Here is an 18,770-nt window from a genome sequence, read left to right as displayed (position 1 = left end):
GGCCGGGTCCGTCACCAGCTGAAGTCGGCCGCGTTCTCGGCATCGACCGTGCGCACGTCGATCGGCACCTCGGTCGGTACCACGCGCGCGCCCCAGTACTGGGCCAGCGCCATGCCCAGGCCCACGCGGACCTGGTCGCGCGGGAACTGCGCGGTGGTCTGGATGAACGGGCCGCCGTCGGCGATGGCCTTGACCGCCTCGGGGGCGCCGTCGACCGAGGTCAGCTTGATGTCGCGGCCCGACCCCTGGATCGCGGCCAGCGCACCCATCGCACCGCCGTCGTTGACCGAGAAGATGCCGGCCAGGTTCTGGTGCGACTGGATCATGTTCTCGACCACGCCCAGGGCGACGGACCGGTCCTGGCGGCCGTTCTGGGTGTCGACCAGGGTGATGCCCTCGTGCTCGGCCAGGGCCTCCTTGCAGCCCTCGACGCGCTGCAGGATCGGCACGACCGGGATGCCGTCCAGGATGGCGACCTCTCCCTGGCCGCCCAGGGCTTCGGCCAGATAGGCGCAGGACTGATAGCCCGCGTCGCGGTTCTTGGAGCCCACGAAGGTGTCGACCGGGCCGTTGGCGTTGGCGTCGACCGCGACCACGATCACGCCCTGGTCCTTGGCCATGCGCACCGCCGATTCGACGCCTGCGCTGTCGGTGGGGTTCAGCAGCAGGATGTCGATGCCCTGCTGCAGCATGTCCTCGACATCCGAGATCTGCTTGGCCACGTCATGGCCCGCGTCGGTAACGATGACCTCGGCGCCGATCTGGGCGGCGGCCTCGTTCAGGGCCTCCTGCATGGACACGAAATAGGGGTTGTTCATCTCCTGGAACGTCATGCCGATCTTCAGCGTGTCGTCCTGGGCGGCGGCAAGGCCGGCCGAGGCGACAAAGCCCAGCGCGGCGGCGGATACGGTCTTGAGCAAGGTATTCATCATAGTCCTCCCTTCGATGTGCAGTCGGCAGTCCCCCTCCGGTCGCGGCCCGCATGGGGAACCGCGTCGCGCAGGGTATGGGGTGGTGTGGCGGGTTCAGCTGGCCATGCGGATCGTCTGGTTGGCGGCGAAGGTCGCGCGAAATTCCGACGGCGACATCTTCTTCAGCTTGAGAAAATGGCGGTTGAAGTTCGACAGGTTCGAAAAGCCCACGTCAAAGCAGATATCGGCGACCTTGGCGTCGGGGTCCGACAGCAGCATGTGACAGGCCAGGTCGATCCGCATCTGGTTGCGATAGCGGACCAGCGTGGTCCCGGTATGGCGCTTGAACGATCGCGAGAACGCGCTTTGGCTCTGTCCGGTCAGGTCGGCCAGTTCGGTTTCGCTGACCGCGTCCAGCAGGTTTTCCCGCAGATGGCCCAGGGCGCGGTTCATGTCCGATTCCTCGGCCCGCTGCATGTCCATGACAAAGCTCAGGCTGGCCAGCGTCTGCGCCTTGGACGCCGTCGCCAGCAGGTCCAGGATCTGGAAGAACAGCCCCAGCCGGCGCACGCCGCGCGCGTCGATCAGCTTGCCCATCAGCGGCATCACCGCACGCGAGGTGTCGTCGTCGAACAGCAGGCCCCGGCGGCTGCGTTCCAGAAGGTGCCGGGCCGATTCCAGCTCGGGGAATGCCCCGCGGGCGGCCTCGATGAAGCTTTCGGGGAACTGGATGACCTTGGTGCGGCAGGGCACGATCTGTCCGGGGCGGATGTCGCTGATCCAATTCTGGGGCAGGTTCGGTCCGGTCATGATCAGCTGGCCCGGCCCGAATTCGCCGACATGGTCGCCGATATAGAACTTGCCCGACGTCGCCACGACCAGGTGGATCTCATATTCCGGATGGAAGTGCCAGCGGACCGTGCGGAAGGGATAGCCGTGCTGCCACGCGGCAAAGGATTCACCCTTGCGGATATGGACCAGTTCCAGATCTGGCTGCATCGCGTTCCCCCTCTCCGCGCCAGCACGGCCCGCTGCTGCGATGCCGGCCCTCCAAGGCGCTGGACCTTTGCTAGCACGGGTGGTCGGGACGCGGCCACGACGGCACGGCGAATCTTCAGATACTTTTTTGACACCGGGCGCCGAAAAATCATCATATCAGCGGGACGGGAACCGCGGCATGAAAATGCTGCCATGCAGCATGGCCGCGCCAGGGGTGCCTTGCCCGGTGGGAAATGGCTGCAACCCAGGGCTGCAGCCATTCCAAAACGCCGGGGCGGCGGTCATACTTTTCAGGCGCGTTTCAGTCCGGCATGCGGATCTGGATCTTGACGTCGGTGTCGCGCGCCTCGACCGCACGGTCGAAGGCGGCGATGCTGTCCGCGAACGGGATCGTGGCCGAGATCAGCGGCGACAGGTCGACCTTGCCCGCCGCGATCAGCGATATCGCGCGGTCATAGACGTTGGCATAGCGGAACACCGTCTCGATGCGCAGCTCCTTGGCCTGCAGGCCGACGATGTCGACCGGCACCGGATCGACCGGCATGCCGACCAGCACGACCGTGCCGCCGGGACGCGCCAGCGCCGGCAGGCCCAGGATCGCGGGGGCCGCCCCCGAACATTCGAAGACGACGTCCGCGCCCCATCCATCGGTGCCCTCGGCGATCGCCTGGGCTGCGGGGGTGGTGCGGATGTTGACGGTCTCGATGCCCGGATAGGCGCCGATGATGTCCAGCTTGGGCTGGGCCAGGTCCGCGACCAGCACCTTGGCGCAGCCGCCGGCCAGCGCCGCCAGCGCGGTCATCATGCCGATGGGCCCGGCGCCGGTGACCAGGCCGATGTCGCCCGGCTGGATGCGTGCCCGCAACGCGGCCTGCATGCCGATCGCAAAGGGCTCGACCATCGCGCCCTGTGCGAAGGAGACCTGATCGGGCAACCGGTAGGTATAGGCCGCCGGATGCACGACCTGCGGCGTCAGGCAGCCATGCACGGGCGGGGTGGCCCAGAACCGCACCGCCGGATCGACGTTGTAGATGCCCAGCTTGGCCGCGCGCGAGGTCGCATCGGGAATGCCGGGCTCCATGCAGACCCTGTCGCCGGGCTTCAGGTGCGTGACCTGGGCGCCCACCTCGACCACGGTGCCCGATGCCTCGTGCCCCAGGACCATCGGCTGCTCGACCACGAAGGGGCCGATCTTGCCGTGGGTATAGTAATGCACGTCCGACCCGCAGATGCCGACCGTATGGACCGCGATGCGCACGTCGGTGGGCGACAGGTCCTGATCCAGCGCGATGTCGCGCAGCGCCAGCTGACCCTTGCGTTCCAGTACCAGTGATGTCGCCATGTCGTCCCCTCCGGTGTTGCGATCCGCTGCCGACAGAACGCCGGGCACGCGGCGGTGTAAATCCGTCCGGTGGCTGTCGGGCCGTGAAATCTGCGGGAACGGAAAAAAACTATCACCGCAACGACGAGCAGGGATGTTAAAAAACGTGACTTATTGAGATAAATTGTTGCATTGCGCGCGCGTTTGTGACTGACTGCGCCCCAAATCTGACCAGGGAGAAGCACAGATGTCCGTCCCGTCCCGCTATCGAGTATGCGTCGTAGGCCTTGGGTCCATGGGCATGGGGGCGGCGCTGTCCTGCCTGCGTGCCGGACTGGCCACCAGCGGCATCGACCTGGATGCGGCCCGCCGTGACGCCTTTGCGGCTCAGGGGGCCGAGGGCGTGGCGGATGGCGTCGCGGGCCTCGGCGGTGATTTCGACGCGGTGATCGTGCTGGTGGTGAACGGCGCGCAGGCGCGTCAGGTGATCCTGGGGCAGGGAGGCGTTGCCGACCGCATCGCACCCGGCGGCGCGATCATGGTCAGCTGCACCCAGTCGGCGGATGATGCGCGCGCCCTGGGCGCCGATCTGGCCGCGCGCGGCATCCTGATGCTGGACGCGCCGGTGTCGGGCGGGGCCGCCAAGGCCGCGCAGGGGGCGATGACCGTGATGGCCTCGGGGCCGGATGCGGCCTTCGAGGCGCTGGCCCCGGTGCTGGAGGCTGTGGCCGCCAAGACCTATCGCATCGGGCCTGATATCGGGCAGGGTGCCACGGTCAAGGTCATCCACCAGCTGCTGGCGGGCGTGCATATCGCCGTCGGTGCCGAGGCGATGGCCCTGGCCGCCCGCGCGGGCATCCCGCTGGACACGATGTATGACGTTGTGACCAACGCCGCCGGCAATTCCTGGATGTTCGAGAACCGGATGAAGCATGTGGTCGATGGCGACTACACCCCGACCTCGGCGGTGGACATCTTCGTCAAGGATCTGGGGCTGGTGACGGAAACCGGGCGTGCCCTGGGCTTCCCGCTGCCCTTGGCCTCGACCGCCTTCGCGATGTTCCAGCAGGCCTCGAACATGGGCCATGGGCGCGAGGATGACAGCGCGGTGATCAAGACCTTCTCGGGCATCACCCTGCCGGAGGCGAAGGCATGAAGATCGGCGTCATCGCGGATGATTTCACCGGCGCGACCGACATCGCCGGGTTCCTGGTCGCGGGCGGCCTGACCACCACGCAGATGATCGGTGTGCCGGACGCGGATGCGCAGGTGGATGCCGAAGCGGTGGTGATCTCGCTCAAAAGCCGATCGAACCCGGCGGCCGAAGCCGTGGCCGACAGCCTGGCCGCGCTGGACTGGCTGCGGGCGCGGGGCTGCGCGCAGATCTATCAGAAATACTGCTCGACCTTCGATTCGACGGCCGCGGGCAATATCGGCCCGGTGGCCGATGCGCTGATGGCGGCCCTTGGCACCGACATCACGGTGATCTGCCCGGCGCTGCCGGTGAACGGGCGGTCGGTCTATCTGGGCCATCTGTTCGTGGGGCAGGACCTGCTGCAGGATTCGGGGATGCGCGATCACCCGATCACGCCCATGCGCGACAGCAGCCTGATCCGGCTGATGGAGGGGCAGGCGCAGGGCCGTTGCGGGCTGGTCGATGCCGCGACCGTCGATCAGGGGCCGCAGGCCGTGCGCGACCGCATTGCCGCGCTGCGGACGGACGGTGTGCGCTATGTGGTGCTGGATGCGATCAGCGACGCGCATCTGGCGACGCTCGGGCAGGCCGTGGCGGACATGGCGCTGGTCACCGGCGGGTCGGGGCTGGGATACGGCATCGCGCGGGCGGTGTCGGGCGGGGCCGATGCCCAGGCCCAGGACGCGGGCGCGCCGTTGGCGGGGCCGGCGGTGGTGATCTCGGGGTCGTGCTCGGTGATGACGAACCGCCAGGTCGCGGCCTATCGCGAACAGGCGCCGACGCTGGACGTGGATGTGAACCGCTGCTTGGCCGATGCCGACGCCTATGGCGCCAAGCTGGCCGAATGGGTGCTGGCGCAGCCGCAGGGCCGTGCCCCGATGATCACCGCGACCGCCGATCCGGCGCGCCTGCGCGAGATCCAGGGACAGCACGGCGCCGCCGCCTCCGAGGCGGTCGAACGCACCTTCGCCGCCGCCGCCGCGCGTCTGGCCGAAGGCGGCATCACCCGCTTCATCGTCGCGGGAGGAGAGACCTCGGGGTCCGTCACGCAGGCGCTGAAGGTCACGGGCTTTGCCATCGGCCCGCAGATCGCGCCCGGCGTGCCTTGGGTCCGCGCGGTGGACAAGCCGCTGTCGCTGGCGCTGAAATCCGGCAATTTCGGGGCCGAGACCTTCTTCACCGATGCGCAGGAGGTCCGCGCATGAGCGCCGCCGACCGCATGGTCATGCTGTGCCGCAGCCTGTTCGAGCGTGGCTATTCCGTGGGCGGGGCGGGCAACGTGTCGGTCAGGAACCCCGATGGCGGCTTCACCGTGACCCCCACGGGCAGCAGCCTGGGCCGCCTGTCGGCCGATGCGCTGTCGGTGATCGGCGCGGATGGAGAACCGCTGCCCGGCCCGAAGCCGTCCAAGGAATTCGCCTTTCACCGCGCGCTCTATGACGTGCGGCCGCAGGCGGGGGCCATCGTGCATCTGCATTCGACCTATCTGACGGCGCTGTCCTGCCTGGAGGGGCTGCCGCGCGACAATGCGATCCGGCCCTTCACCCCCTATTACGTCATGCGCATCGGGCACATGCCGGTCATTCCCTATTCGCGTCCCGGATCGCCGCAGATCGGGCTGGACCTGGCCGCAGCCGCGCAGGGCAGCAGCGCGCAGGCCTTCCTGCTGGCCTCGCACGGGGTCGTGGTGCTGGGCCGCGACATCGACGATGCCGTGAACAACGCCGAGGAGCTGGAGGAGACCGCCAAGCTGCAGTTCATCCTGCGCGGCGAGAAGCTGCATTACCTGACCGAGGCCGAGATCGCCGAACTGGGCGGAGGATACTGACATGACCCGCATTGCTGCGAACCTTTCGATGCTGTTCACCGACGCGCCCTTTCTGGACCGGTTCGACCGGGCGGGCGCCGCGGGCTTCGACACGGTCGAGTTCCTGTTCCCCTATGACCACCCCATCGAGGTGGTGAAGACCCGGCTGGACCGCAACGGTCTGCGCCTGTCGCTGATCAACGCGCCTGCGGGCGATTGGGCGGGGGGCGAGCGGGGCTTTGCCGCGCGTCCGTCCAAGCGAACTGAGTTCCGCGCCAGCGTGGAGCGGGCGATCACCTATGCCACGGGCCTGGGCTGCCCGCGCATCCACGTCATGTCCGGGATCACCGCCGATGAGCCGGACCGCGCCGCCTGCGAGGCGGTCTGGACCGAGAATTTGCGCGAGGCCGCCGACATGGCCGCCGCGGCCGGCCTGTTCATCAGCATCGAGCCGCTGAACAGCCGCGACGTGCCGGGATACTTCATCGCCCATCAGGACCCGACGCTGGCCCTGATCGAACGCCTGGATCGCCGCAACGTGCTGCTGCAGTTCGACGTCTATCACACGCAGATCATGGACGGCGACATCATCCGCCGGATCGAGCGGTTGAAGGGCGCCTATGGCCATGTCCAGATCGCGGGCGTCCCCGACCGCCACGAACCCGACACGGGCGAGCTGAACTATGCCGAGATCTTCGCGGCCTTCGATCGCACCGGCTTTGACGGGCCGATGGGCTGCGAATACAACCCGCGCGGCCGGACCGAGGACGGTCTGGGCTGGGCCGCGCCCTATCTACGCGCGGTGCCATGATCCCGGCCGAACGCCAGCAGTTCATCCTGTCCTGCCTGGCCGAACGCGACATCGTCAGCATCGCCGACCTGGTCGAGCGTCTGGGCGTGTCGCACATGACCGTGCGCCGCGACATCCAGGCACTGGAGGAGGCGGGCCGCGTGTCCTCGGTCACCGGGGGCGTGCGCCTGTCGCGTAGGTTGGCGCAGGAGTTGCCGCATCTGCAGAAGGCCGCGATGAACACCGGTGCCAAGCGCGCGGTGGGGCAGGCGGCGGCCGATCTGGTCCGCGACGGCATGGTGATCTATCTGGACGCGGGCACGACGCTCTTGGAGCTGGCGCGCCAGATCGCCGGGCGGCGGGGGCTGACGGTGGTCACGAACGACTTCGTCATCTGCGCCTGGCTGTCCACGCATTCGGACTGCACGCTTTATCACAGCGGCGGGCTGGTCGAACGCGCGAACCAGTCGTGCGTGGGCGGTGCGGCCTCCGAGGCGCTGGCGCGGTTCAACTATGACATCGCCTTCATCTCGACCTCGTCCTGGACAGTGGCGGGGCTGAGTTCCCCCTCCGAGGCCAAGGGCCCGGTCAAGCGCGTCGCGGTCGATCGCGCGCGGCGCGCCGTGCTGGTGTCGGATTCGACGAAATACGGCGCGGTGGCGGCGATGAACATCCTGCCCGTCTCGGTCTTCGACACGGTCGTGACCGATGCGGGCATCGACGCAGGCGCGGCGGACGCCCTGCGCGAGATGGGGGTGCAGGTGATCCTGGCCCCCGACCTGAAGGGAGAGAGCCTATGACCATCATCGTGACCGGCGGCGCCGGTTTTCTGGGCGCGCGCCTGATCGCGGCCCTGCTGGAGGACGGCGCGGAACGCATCGTGTCGCTGGACCGCGTGGCCTGCCCGGTCGATGACGCGCGGGTGGAGAGCCTGGTCGGCTCCATCGACGAAGCGGATGCCGTGGCCCGCGCGCTGTCGGGGGGCGCGGACACGGTCTATCACCTGGCGGCCGTGCTGTCGGGCCAGTCCGAGGAGGATTTCGACACCGGCCTGCACATCAACGTCGACGCCACCCGCCTGCTGCTGGAGGCCTGCCGCAGGCTGGACCGCGCGCCGCGCTTCGTCTTCACCAGCTCGCTTGCCGTGTTCGGCGGAGAGATGCCGCAGATCGTGCCGCCGACCATGGCCCTGATGCCCCAGTCCTCCTATGGCTGCGGCAAGGCCATCGGCGAACTGCTGGTCAGCGAATACAGCCGCAAGGGCTTCGTCGACGGGCTGACCGTGCGCCTGCCCACGATCTGCGTGCGCCCCGGCGCGCCCAATTCCGCGGCCTCCAGCTTTGTCTCCGGCATCATCCGCGAGCCGGTGGCGGGGCAGGCGTCGGAATGCCCGGTGCCGCTGGACACGCGGCTGTGGATCAGCTCTCCGGGCGTGGCGGTCAGTAACCTGGTCCGCGCGGGCCGCATCCCCGCCGCCGATCTGGGCATCAACCGCGTCATGGACCTGCCGGGCATCACCGCGACCCCGGCCCAGATGCTGGACAGCCTGGAGCGGCTGGTGGGCGTCGAGGCCCGCGCCCGCGTGGCCCTGACCCGCGATGCGCGCATCGAGGCCATCGTCTGCAGCTGGCCCGGCGCCTTCGACGTGACCCGCGCGCGCGCCCTGGGCTTTGACGCGGATACCGATTTCGACGCGATCCTGACGCAGTTTCTAGCGGATCGCTGAGCGTTTTCAACTGGAGGCGCCCCATGCCGGGCGCAGTGGAGGAGTAACCCATGGCTGAACCCGGAATGGAGTTCCAGCTGATCGCAGGACTTGGCTTTGCCATCTTCCTGCTGATCTTCCTGGTCGTGAAGACCAAGGTCCACGCGATCATCGCGCTGGTCATCGCCGCGTCCGTGTCGGGCCTGATCGGCGGCATGATGCCCGCCGAGGTGATCAATTCGATCACCAGCGGTTTCGGTCGCACGCTGTCCACCATCGGCCTGGTCATCGGCTTCGGCGTGATGATGGGCCGCATCCTGGAGGTGTCGGGCGCGGCCGAGCAGATGGCCTATTCGCTGATCCGGTGGGTCGGGAAGAAGCGCGAGGACTGGGCGATGGTCCTGACGGGCTATATCGTGTCGATCCCGATCTTCTGCGACAGCGCCTTCGTGATCCTGTCGCCGCTGGTCAAGGCGCTGGCGCGGTCGTCGGGCAAGTCGGTGCTGACGCTTGGCATCGCGCTGGCGGGTGGGCTGATGCTGACCCACCATGCCGTGCCGCCAACCCCCGGCCCCCTGGGCGTCGCGGGCATCTATGGCGTCGATCTGGGGCTGATGATCCTGTGGGGCATCGTCTTCACGATCCCCGGCATGGCGGTCATCGTCTTCTATGCCCGCGCCATGGGCCCCCGGATCGAGCGGATGATCCAGACCGACACCGGCGAGGACCTCTCGGCCGCCTATCGTCAGTTCGAGGAGGCCGTGGACGACCGCCAGAAGGTCCTGCCGTCCCTGGGCCTGTCGGTGCTGCCGCTGCTGCTGCCGATCGTGCTGATCTTCCTGAACACCATTGCCACGGCGGTCGTGCGCACCTCGGGCGACCCGGCGCTGGAGACGAACCTGCTGGTGCAGGCGATGTCCTTCTTCGGCAACCCGGTGATCGCGGTGGCCATCGGCCTTCTGGTGTCGATCTATACCCTGCTGCCCGGCCGTCCGCGCGACGAGGTGCTGGGCTACATGGAGCAGGGCGTCGAAAGCGCGGGCATCATCCTGCTGGTGACCGGTGCGGGCGGGGCCCTGGGTTCGGTCCTGCGCGATTCGGGCGCGGGCGACGTGATCGGCCAGGCGGTGGCGGGTCTTGCCATCCCGGCGGTGCTGATCCCATTCGTGATCAGCTCTCTGGTGCGCCTGATCCAGGGTTCGGGCACGGTCGCGATGATCACGGGCGCATCGATCTCGGCGCCGATCCTGATGAACATGCCGGACGTGAACATGGTCTTTGCCGCCCAGGCCGCGGCCGTCGGGTCGATGGTCTTCGGCTATTTCAACGACAGCTACTTCTGGGTCATCAACCGGATGCTGGGCGTCAAGCAGGCCAAGCACCAGATGCTGCTGTGGTCGGTGCCGACCACGCTGGCCTGGGGATCGTCGCTGGCCATGCTGTTGATCTGTAACGCGCTGTTCGGCTAGGGTCGGATCGCTGCCGCACGGTCGACCTTGATCGTGCGGCAAACACTTCCTTAATGGAACCGAAGGTCGCCCTTCGTGTTGCGCTGACGCGCCGCATGGCGGGGCAGCAGCAAAAGGGACGGCGGGACAACATGGATGCTTCGAGTGATCGGCTGGCCCGTCCGGGATGGAACTGCTGGCGGGTCGAACAATCGGGGCGGTTCGCGTTCATCGCCGATGCCGACGAATATTTCCGTGCCGTGCGCCAGGCCATGCTGCAGGCGCGCCATTCGATCCTGATGATCGGTTGGGACTTCGACGCCCGCATCCACCTGGGCGACGCCGCGGACGGCGGCCCCCCGGCCTTGGGCGATTTCGTGATGTGGCTGGCCCGCCGCCGCCCCACGCTGCACGTGCGCCTGCTGCGGTGGGACACCGGTGCCTTCAAGGCGATGTTCCGGGGCAGCACGTTGTTGACGATCCTGCGCTGGAAGATGCATCCGCGCATCACGCTGCGCCTGGACGGCAAGCACCCGCTGGCCAGTTCGCATCACCACAAGATCGTCGTCATCGACGACTGCCTGGCCTTCTGCGGCGGCATCGACATGACCGAGGGCCGGTGGGACACGCGCGAACACAAGGACGACGATCCGCGCCGCACCAGCGCCAGCGGCAAGCTGATGAAGCCCTGGCACGACGCGACCAGCGCCTTTGACGGACCCGCCGCGCGGGCGATGGGCGATCTGGCCCGCGACCGCTGGCGCATCGCCTGCGGCGAGGAGCTGTCGGCGGTCAGCGACGCGTCGGGATGCTGGCCCGACGCGATCAAGCCCACCTTCCGCGACGTGGCGCTGGCCATCGCGCGGACCCGTCCGGACATTCCCGACGTCCAGCCGGCCTACGAGGTCGAGCAGATGTATCTGGACCTGATCGCGCGGGCGAAACGGGTCATCTATGCCGAAAGTCAGTATTTCGCATCCCGCCGCATCGCCCAGGCCATCGCCAAGCGCCTGGCCGAGGACGATCCCCCCGAGATCGTCATCATCAACCCGGTCAGCGCCCAAGGCTGGCTGGAGCCGATGGCGATGGACACCGCCCGCGCCCAGTTGGTCGAGGCGCTGCGCAAGCTGGACCATCGCGACCGGCTGCGCATCTATCACCCGGTGACCGATGCGGGCGCCGAGATCTATGTCCATGCCAAGGTGACGATCGTCGACGACACCTATCTGCGGGTCGGGTCGTCGAACTTCAACAACCGCTCGATGCGGCTGGACACGGAGTGCGACGTGATGCTGGCCGCCGAACGTCCGGGTGCCGAGGCGACGCGCGCCACGATCACCGCGCTGCGCGACGACCTGCTGGCGGAACATCTGGCGATGACGCCCGGTCAGGTCACGCAGGGCATCAAGGAACATGGCAGCCTGATCGCGATGATCGATGCCAATCGCGGCACGCAGGGGCAGGGCCGCACCCTGATCCCCTATGAGATCCCCGAGTTAAGCGGCTTCGAGGCCTGGCTGGCCGAGAACGAGATCCTGGACCCCGAAGGGCCCGACAAGATCTTTGAGCCTTTGGGCAAGCGCAAGGGCCTGATCCGTCGCTGGCACTGGCCCAAGCGCCTGAAATGGCGCCGGCGCAAGTCGGCCTAGTCCTGGTCGGGCCCCGTGGGCAGCCCCTTGCTGAGCCCGGACACGCTGATCCCGTTCAGCAGCCCCGCATCAATGGCCTTGCGGATCGCATGGGGGTTGTCTTCGACCCCCAGGGCGGTGCGCGCCATGCGCAGCCGATAGCGCAGCGCGGTGCGGGAGATGCCAAGCGCCTCGCAGGCCTGGTCATAGGTCATGCCGCAGGCGATCGCCTCCAGCGCGTCGACCAGGATCGGACGCAGCGAGGCGGTGCGGTCGACCATGTCATGCGCCCGTTTCAGCAGGTCGGCCATGCTGGCGATCTCGGCATCCGTGAACTCGCGCTCGCCATGGGACGCCCCGATATAGGACCGCGATTCGGCCGGGCCGTAGGACAGCGCCGCGCCGTAGGTCAGGCCGTGATCGCGCGCCTGGCCCATCACGTTCAGCGGATCGGGCAGCAGGCGGGTCAGGGCGCTCCACCGGATCTGGCCCTCGTTCAGGACGCACCACATGACCATCGGGTCGCCGACGCCCAGATTGCAGCGGGTATAGGTCTGGATCCATTGAGAGGGATAGGTCGACACGCGCCTGACCGGGCGCGAATAGCGGATATGCAACCCCAGGGTGAAGCCGCGGGGTGCCAGCACCGACAGGGCATTGTCGATCTGGGCAAGGGCGTGCACGGACATCCGGAAGACACCTGGAACAGCGAAAACGACACGGGGTGAACAGATTTGTTCGCCCATTTAAGAGCAGCCGGCGGGTACGGCAAGGGGGGCTTTCCTGACTGTCGTTGCAGCGGGGCAACATAGCCTTACGGGGCTATAGTCCCGCGGGGTCATTTGCCCTTATGCGATGTCTTGCGCACGTCGTGCCTGTCGGGACGGTTAGCGGGCGCTATGCCCTCATTTCAGTCATGTCAGGACGCCCCTTCGGGGGTGTCCTTTTTTTCATGTCCGACGCGGGCTTGCGCCCGGCGGGGGGATCGCTAGCCTGCGCCCGAAATCGCGAACAGGGAAGTGGTCCGATGGAACGTGTGAAACTGGGCGGCAGCGCGATCGAGGTCAGCCGGATCTGCCTGGGAACGATGACCTTCGGCAACCAGACCGCCGAGGCGGAGGCCCATGCGCAGATGGATGCCGCCCTAGAGGTCGCGATGACCTTCATGGACTGCGCCGAGATGTATCCCGTGAACCCCGTCCGCCGCGAGACGGTCGGCCTGTCCGAGGAGATCATTGGGCGCTGGCTGGCGCGGACCGGCAACCGCGACCGGGTCGAGATCGCGACCAAGATCACCGGACCCAGCCAGATGGTCCGCGACGGGGCGCCGTTCGACGGGGCGACGGTCACGGCCTGCATCGACGCCTCGCTGCGCCGGCTGCAGACGGACCGGATCGACCTCTATCAGCTGCACTGGCCGGTGCGCGGATCCTATGGGTTCCGGCAGAACTGGGCCTTCGATCCGTCGGGCCAGGACAAGGCGCAGACGCTGGCGCATATGCGCGACGTACTGGGCGCGCTGTCGGATGCGGTCGATGCGGGCAAGATCCGCGCCGTGGGCCTGTCGAACGAATCGGCCTGGGGCCTGACGCGGTGGTGCGACGTGGCCGATGAGATCGGCGGGCCGCGGATGGCCGCAATCCAGAACGAGTATTCGCCGCTTTATCGTCTCTACGACACCGATCTGGCCGAGGTCGCGGTGAACGAGGACGTCACGCTGCTGTCCTATTCGCCGCTGGCGGCGGGCCTGCTGACCGGGAAATACGCCTCGGGCGCGATGCCCGAGGGCAGCCGCGCGGCGGTCGACAAGGCCACCGGCGGGCAGGGCAACCTGGGTGGGCGCAAGACCGACCGCGGGGTGGCCGCGGCAGAGGCCTATGGCCGCCTGGCGGCGGAGCATGGCTGGGACGTGGTGCACATGGTCATCGCCTGGCAGCTGACGCGCCCTTTCAAGGTGGTGCCGATCATCGGTGCCACGACGATGGATCAGCTGCGCCATCTGATCGCGGGTCTGGACCGGGATCTGCCCGACGAGCTGCGTCGCGGGATCGAGCGCCTGCACCGCGCCCACCCGCTGCCCTATTGATGTGAACCCGACCGTCTCTATCTTACCGACAGGACGGATGAACACGAAGGACCAGGCATGGCAGGCGATCCCTATGCAGCACTCGGCGTGTCGCGAAGCGCCAGTGCCGATGAGATCAAGAAGGCCTATCGGCGCATCGCGAAGACCGATCACCCGGACCTGAACCAGGATCCGGCCGCCGCCAAACGGTTCGCGGCGGCCTCGGCTGCCTATGACCTGCTGAAGGATGCCGACCAGCGCCGCCGCTTTGACGCGGGCGAGATCAATGCCCAGGGCCAGGAACAGGCACCCCGCTGGCAGGGTCGCCCGGGGGCGGGCGGCAACCCGTTCGGTGACGCGCCCGGCCATGGCGGCGATCCGGACCTGTCGGATGTCTTTGCCGACCTGTTCGGACAGCGCGCCTCTCCGCGGGGCGGCGGCGGTTTTGGCGGGTTCGGGGGCTTTGGCGGGTTCGGCGGCGGGCGCACGTCCGACATGCGCGGCCAGGACCTGCGGCTGGCGCTGCAGGTGGATTTCCTGACCGCGGTCCGTGGGGGGCGCAATCGCATCACCCTGCCGCAGGGCGGCACGCTGGAGGTCACCATCCCCAAGGGCGTGCGCGACGGCCAGGTGATCCGCCTGCGCGGCAAGGGCGAACCCGGCATCGGCCGCGGAGAGCCCGGCGACGCCTATCTTGAGGTTCGGGTCGCCGAGCATCCCCAGTTCACGCGCGACGGCGACGACATCCACCTGATCCTGCCGATCAGCCTGGACGAGGCGGTGCTGGGCGGCAAGGTCGCGGCCCCGACCATCGACGGGCCCGTCAACCTGACCATCCCGCGGGGCGCGACCTCGGGGCAGCGGCTGCGGCTGCGGGGGCGCGGCGTGAACGGCGGCGATCAGCATGTCGAGCTGCGCATCGCCATGCCGGCCAAGGTGGACGCCAAGCTGGCGGCGTTCTTCGAGGAATGGCGGCGCGAGAACGCCTATGACCCGCGGCGGGGCATGTCCGAGGCGTCCTGACGCGCGGGCAGCATGGCCATGACGCGGGCGCGGGCATCGGGGGTCATGCGGCCCCAGGCCGCGATCTCGGCCAGGGTTCGGTGGCAGCCGAGACACAGGTTGCGGTCCGCGTCGATGCGGCACAGCTTGATGCAGGGGCTTTCGATCATCGGCGGCTGTCTTTCTGAGGCGCGGAGCGGGGTTCGGGTCGCGGGGGACGGGCCGTGCGGAGCCCGGCCCGGACGCTGCCGCTTGGCCCATGGCCGCGCTGCCGCGCGGCGGTCGCGCCCTTATCCATGGGTCGCGATGTGGCGAAGGCGGTCGAGGGCGCCCTGCAGGATGTAGCCCGCGGCGACCTGGTCGATGACCTCGGCCCGGCGCTTGCGCGAGGTGTCGCCCTCAAGGAGGGCGCGTTCGGCGGCGACCGTGGACAGGCGTTCGTCCCAGTAGGCGATGGGCAGGTCGGTCAGCCGGGTCATGTTGCGCGCAAAGGCGCGGGTGGCCTGGGCGCGCGGCCCCTCGGAGCCGTCCATGTTGCGCGGCAGGCCCAGGACCAGCCCGGCCAGCCCCCGGTCTGCGATCAGCGTCAGCAGCGCCTGCGCATCCTGGGTGAACTTGGTCCGGCGGATCGTGGTGATGGGGGACGCCACGCCCCGCATGCCGTCGCTGACGGCGACGCCGATGGTCTTGGTGCCCAGGTCCAGCCCGGCCAGCGCGCCGAAGCGGGGCAGGGCGGCGGCGAAATCGGTCATGTCCTCGTGGATCATCCGTCCAGCCCCGCATCGGTCGCGGCCCGTTCTATCGGGGCCAGGGCGTCGGGGGCGCTGCCGAAACGCTGGCGGGCCTCGGTCAGGATCGCGGTCGCCTGGTCGCGCTGGTCCAGCATCGCCAGCGCCGCGATCAGCCGCGCCCATTCCTCGGGAGAGCCGCCCTGCGTCGCCAGGCGCTGCTGCAGGCGGTCGACCATGTCCTGGATCATGCGGGCACGATCCTCGGGGGACAGGTCCTCGGCCGCGGCCAGGGCGTCGGCATCGGGGCCGGGCAGGTCCGCGGCGGGGGGTGCCGGCGCGCGGTATTCGTCATCGCCCGCCAGCCAGGCCAGGTCCTGAATCGCGGCGCGGATCGGGGCGATCCAAGGCGCACCCTCGGGGCCTTCGTCCAGCAGGCCGCGCCACAGCGGAAAGGCCCGATCGGGGCGTCCGTTCTGGATCAGCAGGACGCCCTGCAGATAGCGGGCCTGCGGCTGCGTGGGGTCCAGCGTCAGGGCGCGCCGCAGGACGGCCTCGGCCTCGGGGGTGACGACGCCGCCTGCGGCATCGACCATCAGCGTGGCCAGCTGCATCAGCTGGACGGCATCGGCCTGATCGCCGCGCAGGTCGACCAGCCGCTGCTGGGCCGCGCGGGCGGCGGCCAGGTTGCCGAGGCGCATCTCGTTGCTGGCCAGCAGCGCCAGACCCTGCTGGTCGTCCGGGTTGCGCCCGACGGCGTCGCGCAGCTGGTCGATCATCGTCAGGTATTCGGGATCGGCCTGCGAGAGGTCGGGCGCGGGACGGGCGGGGGCCGCCGCCTCGGCCTCGGCCTGGCTGGGGCGGTCGCGATAGGCGGCGTCGGCGGCGGCAAAGCGCTCGGCCAGCGGCATGTCGGGGGCGCCCGGAACGCCCTCACGCAGATACAGCGCCACGGCACCGGCCAGCATCGCGACCAGCGCGACCGCGGGCCACAGCGCGCGGCCGCCGCGCGCGGCAGGGGCCGACAGCGCGGCGCGACGGTCGGCGTCCAGAACCTTGCGCCCGATCTCGGCGCGCAGGCGCTGCGCGTCGTCGGGGCCGATCACGCCGCGGTCCAGGTCGCGTTCGACCTCGGCCAGCTGGTCGCGATAGACGCGCAGGTCGTAGGCCGCGGCAGGGGCGGCACCCCCGCGACCCCGCCGCAGGGGCGACAGGATGGCAAGGGCCGTGATGGCCGTCAGGGCGGCAGCCAGGATCCAGAACATGCGTCACCTCCGGTTGGCCCCGTTCCTAGCGCGGATGGCGGCGGACCGAAAGCGCGCTGCGACAGGGCTGTCCGAATGTCGCATGTCGCATTTCGCCGCGATCTGCCGCAAGCCGCCTTGAGGGTCGGGCCCGCCGCAGCCATGGTGCAGGCAACCCGTTTCCTGAGAGGCACCATGCCCGAAGCCCCCCGCGCCCGACGCTATTCCGTCTTTGCCATCGCCCGCGAGGCGCTGCGTCAGCACAAGGGCTGGACGCGGGCCTGGGCCAGCCCGGAACCGAAATCGCGCTACAAGGTGATCGTGGTCGGTGCGGGCGGGCACGGGCTGGCGACGGCCTATTACCTGGGCAAGAACTTCGGCATCACCGACGTTGCGGTGATCGAGAAGGGCTGGCTGGGCGGCGGCAACACGGGTCGCAACACGACCATCATCCGGTCGAACTATTTGCAGGACCCGTCGGCCGCGATCTATGAGAAGTCGCGCAGCCTGTACGAGACCCTGTCCCAGGACCTGAACTACAACATCATGTTCAGCCCGCGCGGGCTGATCATGCTGGCCCAGACCGAGCACGAGATCCGTGGCTACAAGCGCACCGTCTATGCCAACAACCTGCAGGGCGTTCAGACCGAATGGCTGGATCCCCAGCAGCTGAAGGCCAAGGTGCCGATCATCAACCTGGGCGGGCCGCGCTATCCGGTGCTGGGTGGCCTCTATCAGGCCCGCGGCGGAACGGCGCGCCATGACGCGGTGGCCTGGGGCTATGCGCGGGCCTGTTCCGACATGGGCATGCACATCATCCAGAACTGCGAGGTGACCGGGGTCGAGACCGAGGGCGGGCAGGTCCGCGCCGTCAACACCTCCAAGGGGCGCATCGGCTGCGACAAGCTGGCGATCGTGGTCGCGGGCCATTCCAGCCAGCTGGCGGCCATGGCCGGGTTCCGCCTGCCCATCGAAAGCGTCGCGCTGCAGGCGCTGGTCAGCGAACCGATCAAGCCCTGCATGGACGTGGTCGTGATGGCCAACACCGTCCACGGCTACATGTCGCAATCCGACAAGGGAGAGATGGTGATCGGCGGCGGCACCGACGGGTTCAACAACTTTACCCAGCGCGGCTCCTGGCAGCATGTCGAGGAAACCGTCCGCGCCCTGATCGAGACCTTCCCGATGATCAGCCGCCTGAAGATGCTGCGCCAATGGGGCGGCATCGTCGACATGACCGGCGACCGGTCCCCGATCCTGTCGTCGACCCCGGTGGGCGGCATCTTCGTGAACTGCGGGTGGGGAACCGGCGGGTTCAAGGCGATCCCCGGTTCCGGCTGGGCGATGGCCGAGCTGGTCGCCAAGGGAACGCCGGGTCCGCTGGCCGCCGATTTCGGGCTGAACCGCTTCCGCGAAGGCCGGTTCATCGACGAATCGGTCGCCGCCGGCGTCGCGCATTAGGCGAGGGCGCGCCGATGTTTTCCCGCGACGGAACCCCGGACGCCATCCGCGAATTGCCTTGCCATGACAGGTCCGACCGAAAGGGTTCATCATGGCTGACCGCAATAACAATGGCCTCTACTTCATCGTCGGCGGCATCGTCGTCGTCGTTGCACTGCTGTTCTTCTTCATGTCAGGCGAACCGACCGGCGTTGCCACGACCGACCCGGTCGAAGGCGACACGACCAACATCAGCGTCGACACGCCGGCGGCCGAACCTGCGGCCGACGCCCCTGCCGTCTCTGTCGAGACCGACAGCCCCGTATCCGTCGACGCCCCTGCCGAACCGGCCGCGCCGGCTCCGGCCAACTGATGCCCTGACGCGCGGGACGGCCCGGTCGTCTTGCGCGACCACGGGGGTCCGGGGGCGGTCAGCCCCCGGCCTGCGTCCGACGGCATGTCGGACAGACGGCACCGCCGGCTCGCG

19 protein-coding genes are annotated in these 18,770 nt (G+C 68.6%); 12 read left to right on the top strand and 7 right to left on the bottom strand.

All coding sequences use genetic code 11. From position 1 onward, the window contains the following. Nucleotides 1–11 precede the first annotated feature (11 nt). The 3 genes from PRL19_RS02585 to PRL19_RS02575 all read right to left on the bottom strand — a co-directional run bounded on the left by PRL19_RS02585 (nucleotide 12) and on the right by PRL19_RS02575 (nucleotide 3,252). On the bottom strand, nucleotides 12–929 hold the full coding sequence (locus PRL19_RS02585) for an ABC transporter substrate-binding protein (RefSeq protein WP_046001452.1): 918 nt from the start codon (nucleotides 927–929) through the stop codon (nucleotides 12–14). 96 nt (nucleotides 930–1,025) lie between these two features. Further along, nucleotides 1,026–1,910, bottom strand: a complete 885-nt coding sequence (locus tag PRL19_RS02580) for an AraC family transcriptional regulator (protein ID WP_273743778.1) — start codon at nucleotides 1,908–1,910, stop codon at nucleotides 1,026–1,028. Nucleotides 1,911–2,211: 301 nt separating this feature from the next. Continuing rightward, entirely contained in the window at nucleotides 2,212–3,252 is a 1,041-nt protein-coding gene (locus PRL19_RS02575; RefSeq protein WP_273743777.1) for an NAD(P)-dependent alcohol dehydrogenase, read from the bottom strand. A gap of 226 nt (nucleotides 3,253–3,478) precedes the next feature. Here PRL19_RS02575 and ltnD point away from each other — a divergent pair, with 226 nt between their 5' ends. The 8 genes from ltnD to PRL19_RS02535 all read left to right on the top strand — a co-directional run bounded on the left by ltnD (nucleotide 3,479) and on the right by PRL19_RS02535 (nucleotide 11,825). Continuing rightward, the gene (ltnD, locus tag PRL19_RS02570; protein WP_273743776.1) at nucleotides 3,479–4,387 is read left to right on the top strand and encodes an L-threonate dehydrogenase; all 909 of its coding nucleotides are present in this window, start codon (nucleotides 3,479–3,481) and stop codon (nucleotides 4,385–4,387) included. Further along, nucleotides 4,384–5,631 (top strand): 3-oxo-tetronate kinase, encoded by a 1,248-nt coding sequence (otnK, locus tag PRL19_RS02565; RefSeq protein WP_273743775.1) that lies wholly within the window; start codon nucleotides 4,384–4,386, stop codon nucleotides 5,629–5,631. Before ltnD ends, otnK begins: the two co-directional genes overlap by 4 nt. Beyond that, nucleotides 5,628–6,254: a 3-oxo-tetronate 4-phosphate decarboxylase gene (otnC, locus tag PRL19_RS02560; RefSeq protein ID WP_139599196.1), complete on the top strand. Its 627-nt coding sequence runs from the start codon at nucleotides 5,628–5,630 to the stop codon at nucleotides 6,252–6,254. Before otnK ends, otnC begins: the two co-directional genes overlap by 4 nt. A gap of 1 nt (nucleotide 6,255) precedes the next feature. Further along, complete coding sequence (gene otnI, locus PRL19_RS02555; protein WP_273743774.1) at nucleotides 6,256–7,044, top strand: 2-oxo-tetronate isomerase; 789 nt, start codon at nucleotides 6,256–6,258, stop codon at nucleotides 7,042–7,044. Beyond that, nucleotides 7,041–7,823, top strand: coding sequence for a DeoR/GlpR family DNA-binding transcription regulator (locus PRL19_RS02550; RefSeq protein ID WP_045983355.1), 783 nt, complete (start codon nucleotides 7,041–7,043; stop codon nucleotides 7,821–7,823). Before otnI ends, PRL19_RS02550 begins: the two co-directional genes overlap by 4 nt. After that, the gene (gene denD, locus PRL19_RS02545) at nucleotides 7,820–8,749 is read left to right on the top strand and encodes a D-erythronate dehydrogenase (RefSeq protein WP_273743773.1); all 930 of its coding nucleotides are present in this window, start codon (nucleotides 7,820–7,822) and stop codon (nucleotides 8,747–8,749) included. Before PRL19_RS02550 ends, denD begins: the two co-directional genes overlap by 4 nt. Nucleotides 8,750–8,799: 50 nt before the next feature. Next, complete coding sequence (locus PRL19_RS02540; protein ID WP_273743772.1) at nucleotides 8,800–10,197, top strand: GntP family permease; 1,398 nt, start codon at nucleotides 8,800–8,802, stop codon at nucleotides 10,195–10,197. A gap of 131 nt (nucleotides 10,198–10,328) precedes the next feature. Further along, nucleotides 10,329–11,825, top strand: a complete 1,497-nt coding sequence (locus PRL19_RS02535; protein ID WP_273743771.1) for a phospholipase D-like domain-containing protein — start codon at nucleotides 10,329–10,331, stop codon at nucleotides 11,823–11,825. Here PRL19_RS02535 and PRL19_RS02530 read toward each other — a convergent pair. Further along, nucleotides 11,822–12,493: a helix-turn-helix transcriptional regulator gene (locus tag PRL19_RS02530; protein WP_273743770.1), complete on the bottom strand. Its 672-nt coding sequence runs from the start codon at nucleotides 12,491–12,493 to the stop codon at nucleotides 11,822–11,824. The genes PRL19_RS02535 and PRL19_RS02530 overlap by 4 nt on opposite strands. 338 nt (nucleotides 12,494–12,831) lie before the next feature. Between PRL19_RS02530 and PRL19_RS02525 the strand changes: the two genes are divergently transcribed. Then, nucleotides 12,832–13,890, top strand: a complete 1,059-nt coding sequence (locus PRL19_RS02525) for an aldo/keto reductase (RefSeq protein WP_252927629.1) — start codon at nucleotides 12,832–12,834, stop codon at nucleotides 13,888–13,890. Between the two features lie 57 nt (nucleotides 13,891–13,947). Beyond that, nucleotides 13,948–14,892, top strand: coding sequence for a DnaJ C-terminal domain-containing protein (locus PRL19_RS02520; protein WP_045983360.1), 945 nt, complete (start codon nucleotides 13,948–13,950; stop codon nucleotides 14,890–14,892). Here the strand turns inward: PRL19_RS02520 and PRL19_RS02515 are convergent. From PRL19_RS02515 to ccmI, 3 genes are all read right to left on the bottom strand, one after another. Then, entirely contained in the window at nucleotides 14,856–15,041 is a 186-nt protein-coding gene (locus tag PRL19_RS02515) for a DUF1289 domain-containing protein (RefSeq protein WP_273743769.1), read from the bottom strand. The two genes, PRL19_RS02520 and PRL19_RS02515, sit on opposite strands and share 37 nt — an antisense overlap. A gap of 120 nt (nucleotides 15,042–15,161) precedes the next feature. After that, on the bottom strand, nucleotides 15,162–15,638 hold the full coding sequence (gene ruvX / locus PRL19_RS02510) for a Holliday junction resolvase RuvX (RefSeq protein ID WP_045983362.1): 477 nt from the start codon (nucleotides 15,636–15,638) through the stop codon (nucleotides 15,162–15,164). After that, nucleotides 15,635–16,864, bottom strand: coding sequence for a c-type cytochrome biogenesis protein CcmI (gene ccmI, locus PRL19_RS02505; protein WP_273743768.1), 1,230 nt, complete (start codon nucleotides 16,862–16,864; stop codon nucleotides 15,635–15,637). Before ccmI ends, ruvX begins: the two co-directional genes overlap by 4 nt. A 174-nt stretch (nucleotides 16,865–17,038) precedes the next feature. On the opposite strand from ccmI, the gene PRL19_RS02500 reads away from it, so the two are divergent. Both PRL19_RS02500 and PRL19_RS02495 read left to right on the top strand, forming a co-directional pair. Further along, nucleotides 17,039–18,304: a sarcosine oxidase subunit beta family protein gene (locus tag PRL19_RS02500; RefSeq protein WP_273743767.1), complete on the top strand. Its 1,266-nt coding sequence runs from the start codon at nucleotides 17,039–17,041 to the stop codon at nucleotides 18,302–18,304. A gap of 91 nt (nucleotides 18,305–18,395) precedes the next feature. Beyond that, nucleotides 18,396–18,656: a hypothetical protein gene (locus PRL19_RS02495; protein ID WP_273743766.1), complete on the top strand. Its 261-nt coding sequence runs from the start codon at nucleotides 18,396–18,398 to the stop codon at nucleotides 18,654–18,656. Nucleotides 18,657–18,770: the final 114 nt, after the last annotated feature.

Origin of the sequence: Paracoccus marcusii (genome assembly GCF_028621715.1) — a bacterium.
Lineage (GTDB): Bacteria > Pseudomonadota > Alphaproteobacteria > Rhodobacterales > Rhodobacteraceae > Paracoccus > Paracoccus marcusii.
The sequence above is the reverse complement of the archived record's forward strand: the minus strand, read 5'-3'. Positions and strand labels throughout refer to the sequence as shown.